Here is a 16,382-nt window from a genome sequence, read left to right as displayed (position 1 = left end):
GTCAGTTCTCCTTGGTGAGGGCGGGCTTGCGGGTGCGTCGGGTGGGGAGGCGGTCGCCGGCGCGGGTGCGGAGCAGGGCGGCGAGCCGGGACACCGGCGCCGGAGCGATCCCCGGGGCGGCCTGGGGCACCGTCGCGGGGGACGGGGAGGGGGCAGTGGGCCGGGCAGGCTTCGGCGCCGTGTCGGGGTGCCACAGCTCCACCCACACCCCGCCGGTCCGCCACGCGCACACCGTGCGGCCCGTGACGGTGGTGTCGAACGTCGGCTGCTGGCACGCCCCAGCGTGGTAGGCGAGGGTGAGCGTGCCTTCGCGGACGAACCGGAGCAGCGCGTCGGCGGCGCCCGGGCTGATGAGCCGGCCGGAGATCAGGGGCGTGCCGTCGGCAGCGGTGGTCTGCGTCCACTGGACCGGTATGCGGGGCCGGTTGTACTGGGTCTGTCGGCGGTCCCAAACGCCCATGGTGTCGGCCTGGGCGTCGGCGGGGGTGTAGGTCATGCGGGGCCTTCTCTCGCGGGCGGTTCAGCGGTGCCAGTGGCCGTGGGGGTCGCGGTGGCGGACGTACAGGTCGAACGTCCCGCCGGCGTGGGGGCAGGAGATGAGCGCGCCGTACGCGCACGTGGACCGGACGGTGCCGGTCAGGGTGGGGGGCGGTGGCGAGGAGGGCTTGGTCGCCGGCGCTGAGGTGGACGGTCACCGTGTCGCCGGGCCGGAGGCCCTGGTAGTGGTCGGTGGGCGTCTGCAGCTGGCGGCGTAGCTCGTACGGGGATGGGTCCCGCTGGTCAGAACGGCTCGGCCTCATAGCCGCCCCATCCGCCCGGCTGCCCGCCGCGCGGCACCCTGGGAAGCCCCCAGCGCTGATGGTTGAGTCGGTCCTGGATCCGCTGCCACGGACGGCACCCGTCCGTCTTGCAGTCCGCGCAATACGGGTCGGCGCTCTCGCCGGTGTGGTCGGCCGCCCAGGCGGTGGTGGCGTGGTACTGCGTCGGCGCCAGGCTCAGGCGGATACTCCGGCGACACCACATGCGTTCCTTGATCTGCTCCTGTGTCGGCTCGTGCCACGAGTGCAGACCGATGGTGGGCACCCACTGCTTGCCGTGGCGGCGCTTCTCGTCGCCGCACCAGCGGCAGCCATACGGGGCGGGGATGTCGCGGTTGCGGGTGATGGTGGTCATGGACGGTCCTTCGTGGAGCGCGCGGAAAGGGGGGTGGGCCGCCTGCCCGGCTGCGAAACCGGTGGTTCTGGGCAGGCGGCCCGTCTGTGGGTGGGGGGGAAGGTGCGGGCCGCGCCCCGGGCAGGGGGATGGGGGCGGGGCGCGGCCCTGGGTGCCGTCCCGGGCGAGGAGGGGGGTGTCGCGGCGGGACGGCTGCGGGTCCCCGGCAAGGGGGCGGCGGGGACCCGGGCTGGTGGGTCAGGCGGCGGAGGCGATGTCCGCGGCGAGCTGCTCGACGGTGAGGGCCTCGGGGGCGTGCCCGTCGTGTGCGCGGGGGGTGTTGAGCTGGTCAGTGGCGTTGATGAACCGGTCGTAGAGGTCGTCGTCGTGGGCGATGAGGTTGATGACGGCGAGGACCTGGTCGGGGGTGATGTTGGCCATCGTGGTGTCCCCTTCTGCGGGCTTGTGCCCTGCGTTGTCGGCCCTGCCAGCATGACACATAACCTATTGCTAAAGCAATAGGTTATTCCTGTTTTCCCGCCCACGACAAAGGGCCCGACCCCCACCCAAGGACCGGACCCTCTGCACCAGCACCACCATCAAAACGGCGGCTGTTGATCCCCCCACCCGCTCCCGCCGGCCTGCCCACCACCCTGCCCGGGCGGCTGGCCGCCGCGCGTACCCGGCGTCGACGCATCCCACGGATCCCGCACCGACTCCGCCGACTGCGCCTGCCGCGCCTCCTGCACCGCATCCCGCCGGCCACCCGACACCTTCGTCACCTTCGCCGTCGCGCTTCGCAGACTCGGCCCGACCTCCTCCACCTCCAGCTCGAACACCGTGCGTTTCACCCCCTCCCGGTCTTCGTACGACCGCTGCTTCAACCGGCCCTGCACAATGACCCGCATCCCCTTCTGCAGCGACTCGGCCACGTGCTCAGCCGCCTGCCGCCACACCGAGCACGACAGGAACAGACTGCCGTCCTTGTCGTCCTCCCAGGCGCTGGTCTGCTTGTTGAACGTGCGCGGCGTCGACGCCACCCGGAACTTCGCCACCGCCACCCCGCCCGGCGTGAACCGCAACTCCGGCTCGTCCACCAGGTTGCCGACCACGGTGATCACGCACTCTCCAGCCATGTCAGGCCACCTTCTCCATCTCGTCTCGCTTGTAGTCCTGCTGGGGGATGTACACCCGACGCCAGGGCACCCGCCCACCTTCCAGCCGGGCCCTCCGCTTGATCCGCTCCCACGCCCGGCTGACGGAGTCCGGCTCCATCTCCAGACGCTCACCGATCTCCTCGGGCGTCAGCGTGGTCCACTCCATGAGGTGCTGCAGGGCCTCGCGTCGACCATTCCGGTCGAGGACAACGGATTCGCCCATCAGGAACCGGGCGACGACGTCATCGCCGGCGGTGGGGGGCGGGGCCAGCGCATCGGTCAACGGCACCGCATTCGCGTCGTCGATGCTGTCGTCGTCCCATGCCAGAGGAGGAACCCATCCTCGCCGCTCGGCCAGCCGCCGCGTCTTCCATGACCCGCCGGTCAGCATCGACAACTGGTCGTACGCCCTTCGCACGCCGTCGTCCGCCGCGACCTTGAGGGTGGGCCACGATCCCTGGGCCAGGGCACACACAGCGTCCCGTGAAATTCCGGCTGCCTCGGCGATCTCCCAGTTGAAGTGTCCGAGGGCGTACAAGGCGCGAACCCGTCGAGTCGCCCCCAAGGCGGGCACGTCCCCTACGGACGGCCGTACGTCCAAGGAGACACCAAGGAGCTTCTCCGTGGTCGTCCGACGGATCGTCTTCTGCCCGGCCAGCAGGCGCCGGATCGTGGAGGTCTCCACGCCGGCCTCCCGTGCAATCTGGCTAGCCGACAAGCCGCCCTCCAGAAGCCGTCGCACATGCGCGGTGCAGGCCCCGGCGGGAACACTGCGGCTTCGTCCGGCCAGCCGATCCAGCCGCCGTTCCGTGTCCGCGCGTGAGGCCGCCCTGGTACACGGCGCGCAGCGGCAGCCGTAGGCGTAGCGGTTCGCGTGCCCGTGAGGCGGAATCGGCCTGCTCATGCCGCCACCTCCACGGCCTGGTCCTTCAGTGCCTGGCGCACGACGTCGGGGTTCACGCCGAGCTTCGCCGCGATCGGCCGCAGCCCGCGCCCCTGCTTGCGCATCTCGGTCACCAGCGGCCAGTTCGCCCGCACCTTGTCCAGCGCCGGCGTCGTGCGCGGCGGCGACGACAACCCGGCATACCCGGTCGGGAGCTCCACGCCCAGCACGTGGAACGCCAGCCGCACCACCCGGATACGCGGGATCCCGTCCTTCCGGGGCGTCTGGAGGTCCTCGCCGGCCATCCGCTTCGCCATCTGCTCCAGCATCACGCCGTCCGCCAGCCACTGCCGCAGCTGCGGCCCCCACTCGTCGGCGACCTTCAATGCCTGCGCCATCTCCATCAGCGACGCGGAAATGGGCGTGCCCTTCAGCCCGGTCCGGGCCCGCAGCACCCGCTTCCGTTCCCGCTCCGTCATCCCGCCGAAGATGCCGCCCTCCTGCCCGCTGTCGAGCGCCCAGCTACGGCACTTCTTCAGCACGGGGCACTGGCCGCACACCTTCTTGGCGTACCGGGTCTGAGCCTGCACCTCGGCGCCGGAGCCGACGGGGAAGAACATGTCGGTGTCGATGCCCCTGCACCCGCTGCGGGCACGCCAGTCGGACGACTCCGGCTCCAGGCGGACCGCGGTGAGGATCCGGTTCTCGGGGGTGTCGGCAGGCCGCGTACGGCGCTTCTCGAAGGACGGCGCGTTGAGGGTCATGACAGGGCTCCGGTGAGGGTGTAGAGGCGGATGACGGCGCCGGGCTGGTCGAGGGCTTCGGGGTGTTCGCCGGGGTAGACCTTGCGGGCGAGTAGCTCGGTGACCTGGGAGTCGTCCTTGATGACGCCGGCCTTGGAGAGGGAGTCGAGGCAGGCGCGGGCGTGGTGGTCGATGTCGGTGCTGGACTGGGTGATGGGCCAGGTCCGCTTGCGCTTGGGGTTCGACTTGGGCTTGTCGACGGTGACGGTGAGTTCGACGCGGACCGGGGTGTTGGCGTAGAGGCCGTGCTGCGGCTTGGGGACGCGGCAGGTGAGGCAGATGCCGTCCCAGTCGGTGTAGCCGTGGCAGCCGGTGCGGTCGCGGGTGGCCTGGATGATGGCGGCGCGCCAGGGCTTGAGCCACTTCTCGTTGGTGTGGCGGGCTCCGCGGCCGCGTCCGTTAAAGCTGACCTGGCCTTGCCCGGCGGGGGTGCCGTATACGGTGATGACGGCGACCGGGTCCCAGGTGTCGGGAAGCATCGAGTCGGGGGCGGTGACGGTCATCGGGTCACCGCCGGGAACTGGTCGTGGGTGCGGCCGTCGAGGTCGCGGCCGGCGGTCTTCTTGCCGACGCGCTCCATCTCGACGCGGTGGCCGAGGTCGTCCACGGGGTCGCCGATCAGGTAGGCGCCGCGCGCCGTGCCGCCGATGACGAGGTAGCCGGTGGGTGCCCACTCTCCCCATTGCTTGAAGAAGAAGGGGACGTTGGCCTGGGCGCACTGGTCGCGGAGGCTACGGGCCCAGTCGGGGTGCATGGCGCGGGCCCGGCGTCCGGACTCGCCACCGGCGATGACCCAGTCGATGGTTCCCAAGCCGGCCATGCCGAAGCGGAAGGCTTCACGCGGTTCCCGGATGCCGTACCGCCCGGCGAGCGCGTCGATGACGTAGTCGACGTCGCCGCGGTACGGAAGACGCGTGAGGTTCACAGGCCCCAGGAGGGGTTCGCAGGAGAGGAACCGTACGGCGGCGGGGGTGCGGAGGAGGGCGGGGATGCGGATGTCGGCCCACTGCTGGTTCTCGACGCTGACGCCGAGCCACAGGTTCGGGAGGGGCCACTGCCAGGCGTCGGCCGGGAGGCCCTTGCCAAGGGCGCGGGTGCGGACCTGGGCGGTGAAGGCGGGGTCGTTGAGGAGGTGCCGCATGCGGGCGTGGCGCTTAGTGAGGAGCTGGAAGGTGTGCTTCCTGGCGGCGGCCATGACGGCGAAGATGTCGGCGATCCATGCCTGGTCGATGTCGGCGTGGAAGAGGTCGGACATGCTGTTGACGAAGACGCGGGTGGGCTTGCGCCAGGTGAGGGGGTCGTTGACCTTCTCGGCGCGGACGTGGATGTCGAAGCCCTTGGGGAAGGCGGCGTGGCCGCGGAACCGTTCGGCGATGGTCTCCGCATAGCAGTTGTCGCACCCGGCGCTGATCTTGCTACAGCCGGTCGCAGGGTTCCAGGTGCGGCCGGGGGTGCCGTCGTCGTTGCGGGTCCATTCGATGGTGGTGGTGTCGGCCATGGTCAGTGCTCCTGGGTGAGGGGGTGGGCGTAGCCGGTGGGGGTCTTGGCCGGCTGGGGGTGGAGCGGAGCGATGCGGAATGCCTCGTTGAGTGCGGTGTCGCGGTCGTAGTGGTAGGTGTCGGAGGCTGAGAGTGCGGCCAGGGGCTGCCAGGCGGTGCCGGTCCAGGCGTGGTTGTCGTGGTCGAGGACGGCCCACCCGTCGCCGTGGCCGTCGTCTCGTCGGACGACGCGGAGGTCGGTGAGGCGCTGGTATGGCGGGGTGAGGCAGGGGATGCGGAACTCGGAGATGAGGGCGTCGAGCTCGGCGGAGAGCCGCTGGATGTAGGCGTGGTCAGCCACGGCTGGTCTCGCGGAGGGCGTCGGCGACGGTGTATCCGCGGTACCGGAGGCGGGGGGCGTGCTCGCGGGCGAGGCGGAGGGCGGTGTCGTGGTCGAAGCGGTGCTCGGCCAGCCATGCCGCCTGGGCCTTGTCGTAGGCGTCGACCTCGCTGGGGTCCGGTTCCCGGTTACTTTCGATCCAGCGGAGGCCGAACGACCAGGTGCCGTCGGCGCCGAGGGTCTGGCTGCGCAGCTTGACGGCCCAGAGTCCGTTGCCGCGGTACTCCACCTGGATGCTGAAGAGCCATCGGTCGTCGTGACCCTCGGGGAGGCAGCTGACCAGGTACCGAACTGGCACGACGGTGGGTTCGGGGATGTCAGTCAACGGGGTGCTCCTTGGGCTGTTCGGTGTCGGCGGCAGCCGCGCGCAGGTCGGCGACGTTGAGTTCCTGGGTGCGCTCGGCGTCGTGGCGGAAGGCCTGGGCGAGGTTGGTGACGGCCGGGGGTTCGGGCGCGGGCGGGGGCTGGACGCCGCGGGTGAGGGCTTCGGCGGCGTCGGGGCCCGTGTGGGGGGTGGTGCAGTCGGCGGCGGCGAGGCGGGCGGTGTGGAGGGTGGCGGGGCTGGTGACCGGCTGTGCGTGGTGGGCGCCCATGGGGCAGGGGGTCCAGGCGGTGAAGGAGTAGGTGTGGCCGCCGTGGTGGACGAGGAGGGTGTCGCCGATGCGGGCGGCGGCGCCGGTGCCGGGGAGGGCGTGCCAGGCGAGGGCGGGTATGAGGAGGCGGCACCAGGCGGCGGCGAGGGCGGCGTGGCCTTCGGCGAGCTGGGCGGGGGTGGCGGACCCGACGGCGCGGGTCCGGCGTGCGGGGAGGGGCCGGCGGAGGTCGACGAGGGTGAGCTGGGGGCCCTTCCAGGCGGTGGGGCGGGGCTTCTTGGGGGTGCGCTTGCGGGTGCGGGTGTTGGTGCTCACGGCGGTTCTCCGTCCGGAGGGTCCTGCTGGGTGGTGTGGGTGCCGTGCTGGTCGCGGAGGATCAGCACGGCGGTGATGAGGCCGGAGGCGGCGGCGATCCAGGCCGGCCAGGTCACGAGGCGGCGTGGAGCGAGCGCCTGGCCGCGAGGAAGAGCGTTTGCCCGTCGGCACTGCGGCAGTAGGCGGCCTGGTGGTCAGCGGCCAGCGCGCACGGCGGGTAGTCGGCTCCGCTGATGGACTTGGTCTGGCCGCACTTCCGGTTCGGCGAGGCGGCGTCGGCCATGCGGCGGAGTTCCTGGGCGGTGATGTGCCCGTCGTGATCATCAGCGTCGGCCGCCAAGTCGTGCAGGACCTCGCTCCGTACTGCGGCGTACACCTGCTCAACGCGCTCGTCGGTTTTCTCGCGCGGTGTCCAGGAGTCGGCCAGCAGGTTCACGTATCGGCGGATCGCCTCGCGGGCGTTCACCGGGTGGTCCAGTAGTCGTCGTGGTCGAGGACGGCGGTGCGCAGGGCGTACGCGGAGGCAGCGGCGTCCTGGAGCTGGGCGCGGTACCCGGACAGGTAGGCGGCGGGGTAGTCGCTGATGCGGGGGTCTTCCATCCACTCGAGGCGGTCGGCGAGGGCCTGGGGGGTGTGGCCGTCGTGGAGGGCGTCGTAGGCGTCGGCGCGGCCGCGGGCGTGGTCGGGGTTGTGGTTGTCGTCGAGGGCGGTGGCGGCGATGGTCATGACGCTCATGGCGGGGCTCCTGCTGGGTCAGGCGGCGTGCCGCTGGGTCGGGAGGTAGGCGAGGAGGCTGGGCTCGGCCCGGGTGGCGCGGAGGATGCGGCCGATGACCTCGGACTCGGTGGGCGGCCGCTGCTCGCCGATGGCGGGGGTGGCGGCCCAGTGGGAGACGTGCTCGATGTAGTCCGGGACGTCGACGCCGGGGGCGATGGTGGTGACGGGCGGCTCGGTGTCGAGGGCGGCGGACAGGGAGCGGATGGCCTGCATGGCGCCGGCGCTGCACTCGATGAGGCGGATGGAGGCGGTCTCGTCGCTGTAGAACTCGAGCGGGACGGGCCCGCCCTCGGCGACGAGGTAGTAGGCGGCGCACAGGTCGAGGCACGGACGGGGACCGGGGGCCGCGAACTGGGGGCCGGTGTGCAGGCCGCTGCAGCGGATGTGGATGGCGACCATTTCGTGGATGCGCTTGGTGTGGGGCATGGCGGTCTCCCGGTTCGGCGGTGCGGGGGTGGTGCGGGGAGGGGTTTTCACCCGGCCCTGGGGAGCGGCCGCGCCTTGGTGGTGCGCGCGGGTGCTCGACCCGGGGCCGGGGAGCTCGGGGGCTAGTCGTCGACGTGGATGAGGTGGTCGTCGACGCAGCCGGGGCACTGGATGAACTCGACGTTGCCGTCGAGGTAGTAGCGGGCCTGGTGCTCGTCGAAGACGGTGTCGCAGTAGCAGGCCTGGCAGGTGCAGCGGGCGAGTTCGCCGTGGGTGGGCTGCCGTATGCCGATGAGGGTGACGGCCTGGGCGTGGAGCAGGGCGTAGGCGGCGAGGTCGCGGCGTTCGGCGTGCTGGTCGGCCTGGTCGAGGAGCTGGTTGAGCTGGTCCGCGATGGGGGCGGGCAGCTGGTGCAGCTTGATTTCGCGGGGCTTGCTGTGGGCGCGGCTGATCACGGCGTTGGCCATGGGGACCTCACAAGTGGGGTTGCTCCAACCGGCCGGTGGGGCGGGTTGTTGTCGGCCCTGCCAGCATGACACATAACCTATTGCTGAAGCAATGGGTTATGGCGTGAGGGCATGAGAAAGCCCCGCCCGATGGATTCGGGCGGGGCTGGTGATGACGAGGGGCGCCTGGCCGGCCAGGCGCCTTACCGGGGGGCCTCTTCAAAAGACCCCGCGTCTGGCACGGCTGTGCACCCAGTCGCGGTGCGCCTCAAGGATCTCGGTGTTGGAGGCGTAGATCTTCCGCTTGGGGCCGCGGCGCTCGGTGTACAGCTCGCGGCTCTCGATCCAGCGTCGGATCTCCCTGACCGACGCGGGGTGCCCGGTCTCGGCCAGCAGCGCGGCCAGGTCCTCGAGGGATTCCAGGTCGGCGGGGACGGTGCGGTGGTGCTCCGGTGCGAGGTGCTCAATGGCCATAAGGGGCTCCCGGGATCGACGGCCATCGTTCGCAGCTCCGGCGGCCGATATACGGGTGAGGGTGGTGATGCTGTGGTGAGAGGTGGGCCGGGGTTGCTGGTTAGACCAGCAAGGAGTCCTTCAGGTTGCCCTGACGTACCGACTTTCCTGCCGGGCGATGTGCGCCTTGGCGAGAGTGCGCAATGTCCACGCCGTCGTCATGCCATCGGCGTCGACGCACCGCAGGTTGGTGCAGACCGCCCGCCGCATGGCGGCCATCCACTGCAGCCCGAAGCAGCCACAGGCGGGGCAGGGGTGCGGGCGGACGACCTTGGTGTCGCCCATCTGGATGGCGTGCTCGAGGCTCTGGCGGTAGATGAGCGTTTCGCGGGCGCGCTGGTCGGCCGGTGCGAGGTCGGCGGTGTGCTCGCGTGCCCAGTCGTAGATGTCGGACAGGTCGGCGGGCCGGCGGGCGCCGGGCGCGTGGGCGCGGGTGTGGGTGATGACCTCGTCGACGGAGGCGTGCATGTGGTCGATGACGTCGAGGACCGCTGCGGGGCGGGATGTGGCGGTGGGGGCTGTGCGGGCCGCGTCACCGCCGGTGCGCCCGGGGGCTATGAAGCCCTCGAGGAGCTTGAGTCGTCGTGCCGGTGTGGAGCTGTCTTCGTCCTGGCCCATAGGGGTCCCCGTTCCCTCAGCCGGCCGGGGGCGCGGTGCGTGACGGGGTGGGGGCTCCGGGCGCGCGCCGGTGGCCGGAGGCTGTCACTCCGGGTCGTTCCGGACGCCCCATCATGGCACGCTTTAGTCACCTGTTGAACAGATAGTTCTAAGAGATCAACGGTGCGTTGCGTTATTGCTGGTCCGGGGAATCTTACGGAGCGTCAGCAATTGGCATATTCACACGGCCTCGGGGACGGCCCGCATCTCGTCGAGCATCTGACGCAGCGTCTCGTACTGCTCGGCGGCCACATGCCCGCGAGCGGTCGCGCTGCGCATCATCAGCTCCACCACGTCCAGCGTGGCCTCATAGGCGTCGGCGGTCGCCGCGTCCGCCAGCGTCATACCCCGCGCCCGGAAGATGCTCTGGATGGTTTCGGTGAGCTTCTGCAGGGGACTGACGTCATATCCCGTCGACGGAGGGTCCGTGCGGCGGGCAGCGACACGGGAACGAGCAGCGCTGGGGTGCTGCGCCAGGTGGATCACCGACCCGATGGGCCCGTGTGCGGGCTCGGGGATCGTGGGCTCTGCTGCGGACATGGGGCGTCTCCGCTCCTCCGGCAGATGGGAAGGGCGTACAGCGCGGGCCGGTCGATGCCCGCGCCCTGTCGGCGCCGGCTGCCAGTCCAGCACCGTGGGATGCCCACTGTGACACCAAAATCGATACATGGGTAAGGGCAGGCTCATTTTTTGATGCTCTCCTGACCGTCGGGTAGATCGATCCTGGCCAGGTCAGCGATCCGGATTCGGGCATGAAGAAACCCCCGGCGCTGGGGGGTTGGTGTTGCCGACAACAACCCACCCCGTGCGGGGGCTCTCGATGACCTCACGGGCATGCCCGTCAGATGACGGCAGTCTAGCCCCGGTCCTCGGCAAGCGGGAAGGCCCTGGCGGGAGCGGATCGCATGTGGCGTAAGGGGTGCAGGGGGCCGGGCTGCGAACCCCCACGGGGGCCCGGCGCCCCTGGCCGACGGGCCATGGCCCAGTCGGCCAGCACCGTGTCCCCCGCACAGGCTCGGCCATACCGCACTCCACTCGAACGGGTGGCGCAAAAACCCCGGCACACAGGGCGAAGACGACCGAATCCCGCCCGTTCCCGCCGCAGGCCCTCGCCCTGCGGCGGGAACGGGCGGCTGGAGGTCAGGACCCGGCGGCGGCGTGTGCCGCTTCTCGGTTCTTCCGCTGCAGCACCATGGTCAGCTCCAGCCGATGCTCCTTGGACAGCCTGCTGAAGATGATGTCGGCCAGAGCTTCAACGTCATCCCACGGAAGATCGGACTGGTCTTCGCCCTTCGTGTGCCGCAGGGCAGGGACGGGCGCGTCCGCCTTATCGGCGACGCGCCCCGGCGGCGCGACAGCTGGCGGCGCTGAGGGCTCGTCGCGCGACACAGGGGCTGGCTCCTGCTGGCGCCGCTCCTCCATTACGTCGTAATAACCGCCGTCCTCGCCCGAGCGCGCGACGTCCACCACGCCGGCATGGGGATGGCGCGTCACGGCAGGGGCAGGCTTCTCCTTCGCGACGTTAGCCCGCTGCTTCGCCTTCCGCTCCTGCTTCAACCGCTCAAGGTGGGCGGCCTGCTCCTCCGGCTTCTTGTTCCCGACCCGACGCAGGAGGTCCGCCGGCTCCTTGCCGCGTTCGAGCCGCTCCTGCAGCTCGGGGGTCAGCTTGAGAAGCGACAGCCGCTGCGATACCCATCCCTGCGATCGGTGCAGCCGGGCCGCCAGTGCCTCTTGAGTCCCATGGATCGTGAGCAGCCGCTCAAGGGCGCGTGCCTCGTCCAGGTGGTCCAGTTCACGGCGGTGGATATTCGCGACCAGGGACGACTCCAGCAGGTCGTCGGCGTCCTTGCCGAGGTCGTCGTCGGCCATAACCTTCAGGGTCTTGAGGCCTGCTTCCCGGGCGGCCGCCAAGCGGGAGTTGCCGTCGACGGCGACGTAGCGGGTACCGGCTTCCAGCTTGTCGACGTGCCCGGGGTGAGCAGCAAGGTAGGCCTCGCGGCTCATGATGCTGATCGCGGTCTTCTGTCCGTGGTCCTTCAGGCTGCCGGCCAGTTGGGTCAGGTTGCCGAGCTCCGACCGCGGGTTCGCCGGGTTCAGGCTGATGTCGGTGACCGGTACCTCGGTGACTGGCCCCGCCGTCGACTGGCCAAAGGCCTGCTGGGTCACCATCCGGCGGGCGCTGATAGCTCCAGCCGCAGAGGCAAAGGCGCTGGAGGCGCCAAGAGTCTCGGCCTTGCTCATGCGCTGGCTCCCCTGGCGATCTGCCGCATGGCCTCGGCCTGCTCACTCAACGGCGCGTACGCCAGGAGCGGCTTGGTCTGGCGCACGGCTTCGCGCTGCTCCTTGAGGTCGTTGATGACCGCGAGGACCGGCGGGGTGCCGAGTGACTTCCACGACTTGAGGGAGGAGGTGGCGACGAACCCACGCCGGGAGTCGTACAGGTTGACCACCAGGCCGAGGTAGTCGATGTCCAGGTTCAGGTCGCCGCTGAGGTCGCTGATCTGGCCGGCGAGCATGCTGTACGCGGTCGCGGAGGAGTCCTCGGCCAGGACGGGGATGATGGCGCCTGAGACACCCGCCCGCTCGCCGGGGCGGCGGCGGCCGTAGTACAGCGCGGCGTCCATAGCGATCCCGAGGCTGGGCGGGCAGTCGATCACGATGACGTCGTAGTCAGCTTCAACGGGCGCCAGAGCCAGCTCGAGGGCGGCCTCCTTCTGGTAACCGCGCCCGGTGTAGGCCTTGACGCCCACACGCGCATCGAGGAGGAACCCGTCGAAGCAGGAGGGCAGGACGTCCAGGCGCTTGCCGAACCGCGGGTCTTCGAGGGTGACCACAAGGTCGTGGAGGCTGCCTTTGCCCTCGCCGACCATGTGGGAGACGAGGCTGTCTTCGCCCGGGGGGATCTGCGGGATGCCGAGCTGCTGACTGAGGTGGCCCTGGGGGTCGTAGTCCACGAGGAGGACCCGCTTGCCGTCCTCCGCGTACGCCTGGGCCACCCCGGCGGACACGGCTGTCTTACCGACGCCGCCCTTCTGGTTGCAGACGATCTTCCGCTCCGGGTCGCCTCCGGCCGGCTGTGCGCTCGGGGAAGGATGCGTGTCCAGCCACCGGCGGACAGCCTGGGCGAGCCCTTGGATGAAGGAGATACCGCGCTGGGTGCAAGTCTCCTTGAAGGCGTCGTACATGCCGGGCGGAAGCCAGGTGCTGAACGAGTCGGCGCCGGTGGTGTCCAGGGTCGTCGTGCTGGCCGGTCCTTCGCGCCAAGTGCTGACTGCGTCGGTGACGGCGTCCTGGATGTCCAGACTGAGTTCAGCTGCCCGGATCTTCAGTTCTTGTCGGAGCGCGGCAGGCAGCTTGGACGCCACCTTTTCCCGGTCTCCTTGGGGGTACGGAGATGCCATGACGTCACCTTACTGACGTCACGGGGTGAAGTGAGCCACCGGGGCCGCCAATCGACGCCAGTTCACCCGGACAGGTCCACCGGTTATTACGCCGTAATGAAGACGGGTGCCCGTACAGCCGGGTCCACTGCGGTCTCTCCATAGGGCTCGACTATTACGCCGTAATAAAGGTCGCGAACCCACTGGTCGAGCCAGGCACGTTCGGCGGCGGCCTCGAGGTCGTGCCAGGTGTCGGGGTACTGCTGGGGCATGCGTGCTCCTTCGGCCGGGGCCTGTGGTTCGTGGATCACGCTGCCGCAGAACTGGGCGCGCGTTGCCCCGGGTCGACGCCGCGACCGTTCACGACGCCTCGAACAGTCGGCGGGGCTCCCGCCGGTGGCCGCCCTCGTACTTGTACGCGAGGGCTGCCGCGACGGCGGCCTCGAGAGTTCCGGGCGTCGGGCCGACCGCGGCGGCTGCCCGCTCCTGCGCTTCGACCGCGTCGGGGAAGGCGTCCTCGGGTTCCCGGTTCGCGGGGTCGGCGAGCCACCGGTCGCCCGCCGCGATCGCGGCGCGGAGCTTCTCGTCAAGGAGGTGGTCGCGGTCGGGCTTGTGCGCGAGGGCTGCGGCGCGGGCACGCTGGTAGCCGGGGGAGGCGGCCTCCCGAGTGCGGACCGGCGCCAGTTCCGGCGCGGGCCCGGGGGGTGTCGGCGCGGTGGCGGGGCTACGGTCGGCGACGCTGCCGAGCTGGACGGCCAGCCGCCGGATGGGCCCCTTGCCCGCGCTGGCGGGCAGCTGCTTGTTCAGGTGCTGGATGAGCATGCTGCCGAGGATGCGGAGGTCGGTGGCGACGGCCGGGGAGTCGGTGACGAGCTGGAGCGTGCCGGACGCCGGGTCGAACGCGGTGGGGCGGAGCTTGCCGGCGTACTGGGTGGGGCAGATGGTGGCCCACCGGTCGGTGAGGCTGCCGCCCTTGAGCGCGGTGTCCCAGCCCTGCTCGGCGCCGAGGGTGCCGAGGACGGCGCCGAAGGCGACGGGGTCCCGGCCGCTGCCGCGGTCGCGGCTTCGGGTCCGGGGCTTGGTGGCGGGCTTGCCGGCGGGGTGGGTGCGGCGGGTGGCCTTGTAGGCGGCGAGGGCCTGGCGGGCGAGGTCCCGCCCGGACTGCTGGGGCTGGTCAGACATAGCGGGCCTCCCGGTCCTTGGCGGCGGCGTCCATGCGGATGGCGTAGGTGACGAGCTGCACGCCGTACAGGTCGATCGCGTCGTCGGCGTCGTCGGCGTAGTGGGCGGCGACGTCGGGCCAGATGCTCCAGTCGCGGCGGGCGAGGTACCGGTCGTGGTCGGTGCGCTCCGGCTCGGGCGTCTCCTCGGCGGCGGGGATGCCGAAGAGGCGGGCGAGGGAGTCGACGTCGTCCTCGTCGGCGGTGGTCCACGTCTGGGCGGCGAGGAGCTCCTCGGCGGCGGCCTGGGCCTCGAGGTGGGCGGCGTCCTTGGCGAGGGTGGCGCGCAGGAAGTTCGCGGGCTGCTTCGGCCGCCAGCCCAGGCACATGCCGGCCAGCTCGTCGGCGATCTGCATGGCGTCCAGGCCGCGGTCGATCAGCGGCCGCAGCGCGTACGCGAGACGGCGGAGACCTTCGCGCTGGGTCCAGTTCACCAGCGGCCGGACCTGGCGGGCGATGCGAATGTCCCGGGCGACCTGCAGCGGGCTACGGCGCGCAGCCGTCCCCTCGCTGCTGCTGGTCTTCTGCTGGGGGATGGTCGGGCTGTTCCGACGCGCGGTACGCGGGGTGTAGTTCCTACCACCCTCTACCTTCAGCTTTCCCTCTTCCTCATCACAGGTAAGGGAAGGGGGCGCACACCGGGTGGAGCCCTCGTTGTCCACAGGCAGGTTGTCCACAAGGGCCGGGGCCTGGCCGCGCTGGTCGATGACAATCCGGGCGGTGTACCCGCTGCCGACGATCCGGTGCCCCATGGCGTGGTCGTAGACGGCCGGGATGACCGCCGCGTACACCGTCGCGGTACCGGCGTACCCCTTCATGCCGAGGGCGCGGCGGATGTTGGCGCGGGTGCCGTGCTGGACCCAGGCCAGCGCCCCGAGTTCGCGGAGGAAGGCGATGTGCCGCTTGATGGTGGCGCGGTTCACGCCGAGTCGGGCGACCATCTCGTCGAGGCAGTAGCGGGCGTGCCCGGTGTCGTAGTCCATGCGCCCGGCGAGGTCCTCGGCGATCCGGAGGGTCGTGGCGTTGGCCTTCGGGTGCAAGCCGGCGGCGACGAGCCACTCGACGGAGCGCAGCCAGCGGCGCGGTCCGGTGCGCCGGGACGCGGTGTGGGCGACTTCCTGGGCGGCACCGCGGACCGGCTGGAAGGCGGTTTCGTGGCACTCGATGCCGTCGACCGTGGGGGAAATAGGGGACGAAACGCCCATGCGGGCGTGCTCAAGCTGACAAGAGGGTGTGCGGTGCTGCACTATGTACCCGTCCTTCTTCTGGAAGAGGGCATGAAAAAGCCCCGCTTCGGTGGGTCTGGGTTCTGGCGAACCAATCGCCCTCGGGGTGGCACCCGATGGGCCTTAGCTCGGCTGGCAGGCCGGGCCGTGGTACGAGGCCGTGAGTTCCGGTCGGTGGGTGGCACCACCAAACGGATCAGCGGCCGGCGGTAGAGGAAGCGCTCCCTGGCAGGGGAGCGGGAGACCTCCCGCCAACAGTTCGACTACGTCAACTGATCTCCCTTACTGGGTGATGTCTGCGTGCCTTGGATCTGGCACGGGTCAGTGGGGAGCACGTTCCAGCGAGCTGCCGTCAGAACCACTCGGTGATGATTGCGGCAGGTGCTCAAGAACAGCCCCATCCGGTTGTCGTCGACGAGACCGCAGCAGGTCTCGCCATCTGAGGGTCGGAAGCAGAAGACGTGCTCGCCGAGCCTTGGGACGTAACCGGTAGCGGTGGGGTCGCCGGGGTGCCAGGAATGGGCTCCCCCGCCGACGGCGGTCACGCGCTGATGTGGGTCGTGGTGACGGGGCCCTCGCTCGACGGCGGCGGTGTGATGTTCACGCCGGAGTCTCGGGTCCCACTGTCTGAGCGCCCGGGTGGGCGGGTAGTCTTCGTCACGTCGTCACCTGTCTGTGAGGTTGGCGGCCGGCCGGAGGAGTCGGGAAGGACTGCCTTCGGCGCACCGGCCCCGCATCGATCCCTGGTTACCAGCCGGGGGGAGTGGGGCCGTCCTGCTGTCTCGTCGCGCCTCGGACCTGAGTGGTCGTCTGGCGCAAGGCGCAGCCTACCGGTTGACCTCGCCACTTGTCCTCCTCCTCGGCGCTTCGTGTCGACTGTCGGTTTGTCATCACATGTGCTGCTCATCGGACAGACGTACGGACCTGCGGTTCTGTCCAATAAAAATCCACACTAA

At 70.6% G+C, this 16,382-nt stretch carries 23 protein-coding genes; all 23 read right to left on the bottom strand.

All coding sequences use genetic code 11. From position 1 onward, the window contains the following. Position 1 precedes the first annotated feature (1 nt). Positions 2–496 carry a hypothetical protein gene (locus tag IE109_RS28820; protein ID WP_189554302.1) on the bottom strand — a complete coding sequence of 165 codons (495 nt, stop codon included), beginning with the start codon at positions 494–496 and terminating at the stop codon, positions 2–4. A gap of 284 nt (positions 497–780) precedes the next feature. Further along, positions 781–1,173: a hypothetical protein gene (locus IE109_RS28815; RefSeq protein WP_189554301.1), complete on the bottom strand. Its 393-nt coding sequence runs from the start codon at positions 1,171–1,173 to the stop codon at positions 781–783. A gap of 237 nt (positions 1,174–1,410) precedes the next feature. Then, entirely contained in the window at positions 1,411–1,593 is a 183-nt protein-coding gene (locus IE109_RS28810) for a hypothetical protein (RefSeq protein ID WP_189554300.1), read from the bottom strand. 158 nt (positions 1,594–1,751) lie between these two features. Beyond that, positions 1,752–2,288, bottom strand: a complete 537-nt coding sequence (locus tag IE109_RS28805) for a single-stranded DNA-binding protein (RefSeq protein WP_189554299.1) — start codon at positions 2,286–2,288, stop codon at positions 1,752–1,754. A 1-nt stretch (position 2,289) separates the two neighbouring features. Further along, positions 2,290–2,994, bottom strand: a complete 705-nt coding sequence (locus tag IE109_RS28800; protein ID WP_189554298.1) for a hypothetical protein — start codon at positions 2,992–2,994, stop codon at positions 2,290–2,292. Between the two features lie 215 nt (positions 2,995–3,209). Next, the gene (locus tag IE109_RS28795; RefSeq protein WP_189554297.1) at positions 3,210–3,956 is read right to left on the bottom strand and encodes a WhiB family transcriptional regulator; all 747 of its coding nucleotides are present in this window, start codon (positions 3,954–3,956) and stop codon (positions 3,210–3,212) included. Further along, positions 3,953–4,498 (bottom strand): RusA family crossover junction endodeoxyribonuclease, encoded by a 546-nt coding sequence (locus tag IE109_RS28790; protein WP_189554296.1) that lies wholly within the window; start codon positions 4,496–4,498, stop codon positions 3,953–3,955. Before IE109_RS28790 ends, IE109_RS28795 begins: the two co-directional genes overlap by 4 nt. After that, on the bottom strand, positions 4,495–5,493 hold the full coding sequence (locus IE109_RS28785) for a DUF5131 family protein (RefSeq protein WP_189554295.1): 999 nt from the start codon (positions 5,491–5,493) through the stop codon (positions 4,495–4,497). The genes IE109_RS28790 and IE109_RS28785 overlap by 4 nt, the downstream gene beginning before the upstream one ends. A 2-nt stretch (positions 5,494–5,495) precedes the next feature. After that, the gene (locus tag IE109_RS28780) at positions 5,496–5,834 is read right to left on the bottom strand and encodes a hypothetical protein (protein WP_189554294.1); all 339 of its coding nucleotides are present in this window, start codon (positions 5,832–5,834) and stop codon (positions 5,496–5,498) included. After that, positions 5,827–6,198, bottom strand: a complete 372-nt coding sequence (locus tag IE109_RS28775; RefSeq protein WP_189554293.1) for a hypothetical protein — start codon at positions 6,196–6,198, stop codon at positions 5,827–5,829. Before IE109_RS28775 ends, IE109_RS28780 begins: the two co-directional genes overlap by 8 nt. Then, positions 6,191–6,781 (bottom strand): hypothetical protein, encoded by a 591-nt coding sequence (locus tag IE109_RS28770; RefSeq protein ID WP_189554292.1) that lies wholly within the window; start codon positions 6,779–6,781, stop codon positions 6,191–6,193. Before IE109_RS28770 ends, IE109_RS28775 begins: the two co-directional genes overlap by 8 nt. Positions 6,782–6,893: 112 nt before the next feature. Then, on the bottom strand, positions 6,894–7,247 hold the full coding sequence (locus IE109_RS28765; RefSeq protein WP_189554291.1) for a hypothetical protein: 354 nt from the start codon (positions 7,245–7,247) through the stop codon (positions 6,894–6,896). Continuing rightward, positions 7,244–7,516, bottom strand: coding sequence for a hypothetical protein (locus IE109_RS28760; RefSeq protein ID WP_189554290.1), 273 nt, complete (start codon positions 7,514–7,516; stop codon positions 7,244–7,246). The genes IE109_RS28765 and IE109_RS28760 overlap by 4 nt, the downstream gene beginning before the upstream one ends. 18 nt (positions 7,517–7,534) lie before the next feature. Further along, complete coding sequence (locus IE109_RS28755; RefSeq protein ID WP_189554289.1) at positions 7,535–7,984, bottom strand: hypothetical protein; 450 nt, start codon at positions 7,982–7,984, stop codon at positions 7,535–7,537. Between the two features lie 122 nt (positions 7,985–8,106). Next, positions 8,107–8,451, bottom strand: coding sequence for a hypothetical protein (locus IE109_RS28750; RefSeq protein WP_189554288.1), 345 nt, complete (start codon positions 8,449–8,451; stop codon positions 8,107–8,109). A 198-nt stretch (positions 8,452–8,649) separates the two neighbouring features. Beyond that, positions 8,650–8,904 carry a hypothetical protein gene (locus IE109_RS28745; protein ID WP_189554287.1) on the bottom strand — a complete coding sequence of 85 codons (255 nt, stop codon included), beginning with the start codon at positions 8,902–8,904 and terminating at the stop codon, positions 8,650–8,652. Positions 8,905–9,024: 120 nt separating this feature from the next. After that, on the bottom strand, positions 9,025–9,561 hold the full coding sequence (locus IE109_RS28740; protein WP_189554286.1) for a hypothetical protein: 537 nt from the start codon (positions 9,559–9,561) through the stop codon (positions 9,025–9,027). 219 nt (positions 9,562–9,780) lie between these two features. Continuing rightward, a complete protein-coding gene (locus tag IE109_RS28735; protein WP_189554285.1) occupies positions 9,781–10,140 on the bottom strand; it encodes a hypothetical protein in 360 nt (119 codons plus the stop codon). A 600-nt stretch (positions 10,141–10,740) separates the two neighbouring features. After that, on the bottom strand, positions 10,741–11,841 hold the full coding sequence (locus tag IE109_RS28730; protein WP_189554284.1) for a ParB/RepB/Spo0J family partition protein: 1,101 nt from the start codon (positions 11,839–11,841) through the stop codon (positions 10,741–10,743). Further along, entirely contained in the window at positions 11,838–13,001 is a 1,164-nt protein-coding gene (locus IE109_RS28725) for a ParA family protein (protein ID WP_189554283.1), read from the bottom strand. Before IE109_RS28725 ends, IE109_RS28730 begins: the two co-directional genes overlap by 4 nt. Before the next feature lie 86 nt (positions 13,002–13,087). Then, positions 13,088–13,252 carry a hypothetical protein gene (locus tag IE109_RS28720; RefSeq protein WP_189554282.1) on the bottom strand — a complete coding sequence of 55 codons (165 nt, stop codon included), beginning with the start codon at positions 13,250–13,252 and terminating at the stop codon, positions 13,088–13,090. Between the two features lie 88 nt (positions 13,253–13,340). Continuing rightward, complete coding sequence (locus IE109_RS28715) at positions 13,341–14,162, bottom strand: DciA family protein (protein WP_189554281.1); 822 nt, start codon at positions 14,160–14,162, stop codon at positions 13,341–13,343. Then, positions 14,155–15,405 carry a cell wall protein gene (locus tag IE109_RS28710; protein WP_189554280.1) on the bottom strand — a complete coding sequence of 417 codons (1,251 nt, stop codon included), beginning with the start codon at positions 15,403–15,405 and terminating at the stop codon, positions 14,155–14,157. Before IE109_RS28710 ends, IE109_RS28715 begins: the two co-directional genes overlap by 8 nt. Positions 15,406–16,382: the final 977 nt, after the last annotated feature.

Source organism: Streptomyces lavendofoliae, from assembly GCF_014649735.1.
In the GTDB taxonomy this organism is placed as follows: Bacteria; Actinomycetota; Actinomycetes; order Streptomycetales; family Streptomycetaceae; genus Streptomyces; species Streptomyces lavendofoliae.
This window is presented reverse-complemented; position numbering and strand designations above follow the sequence as displayed.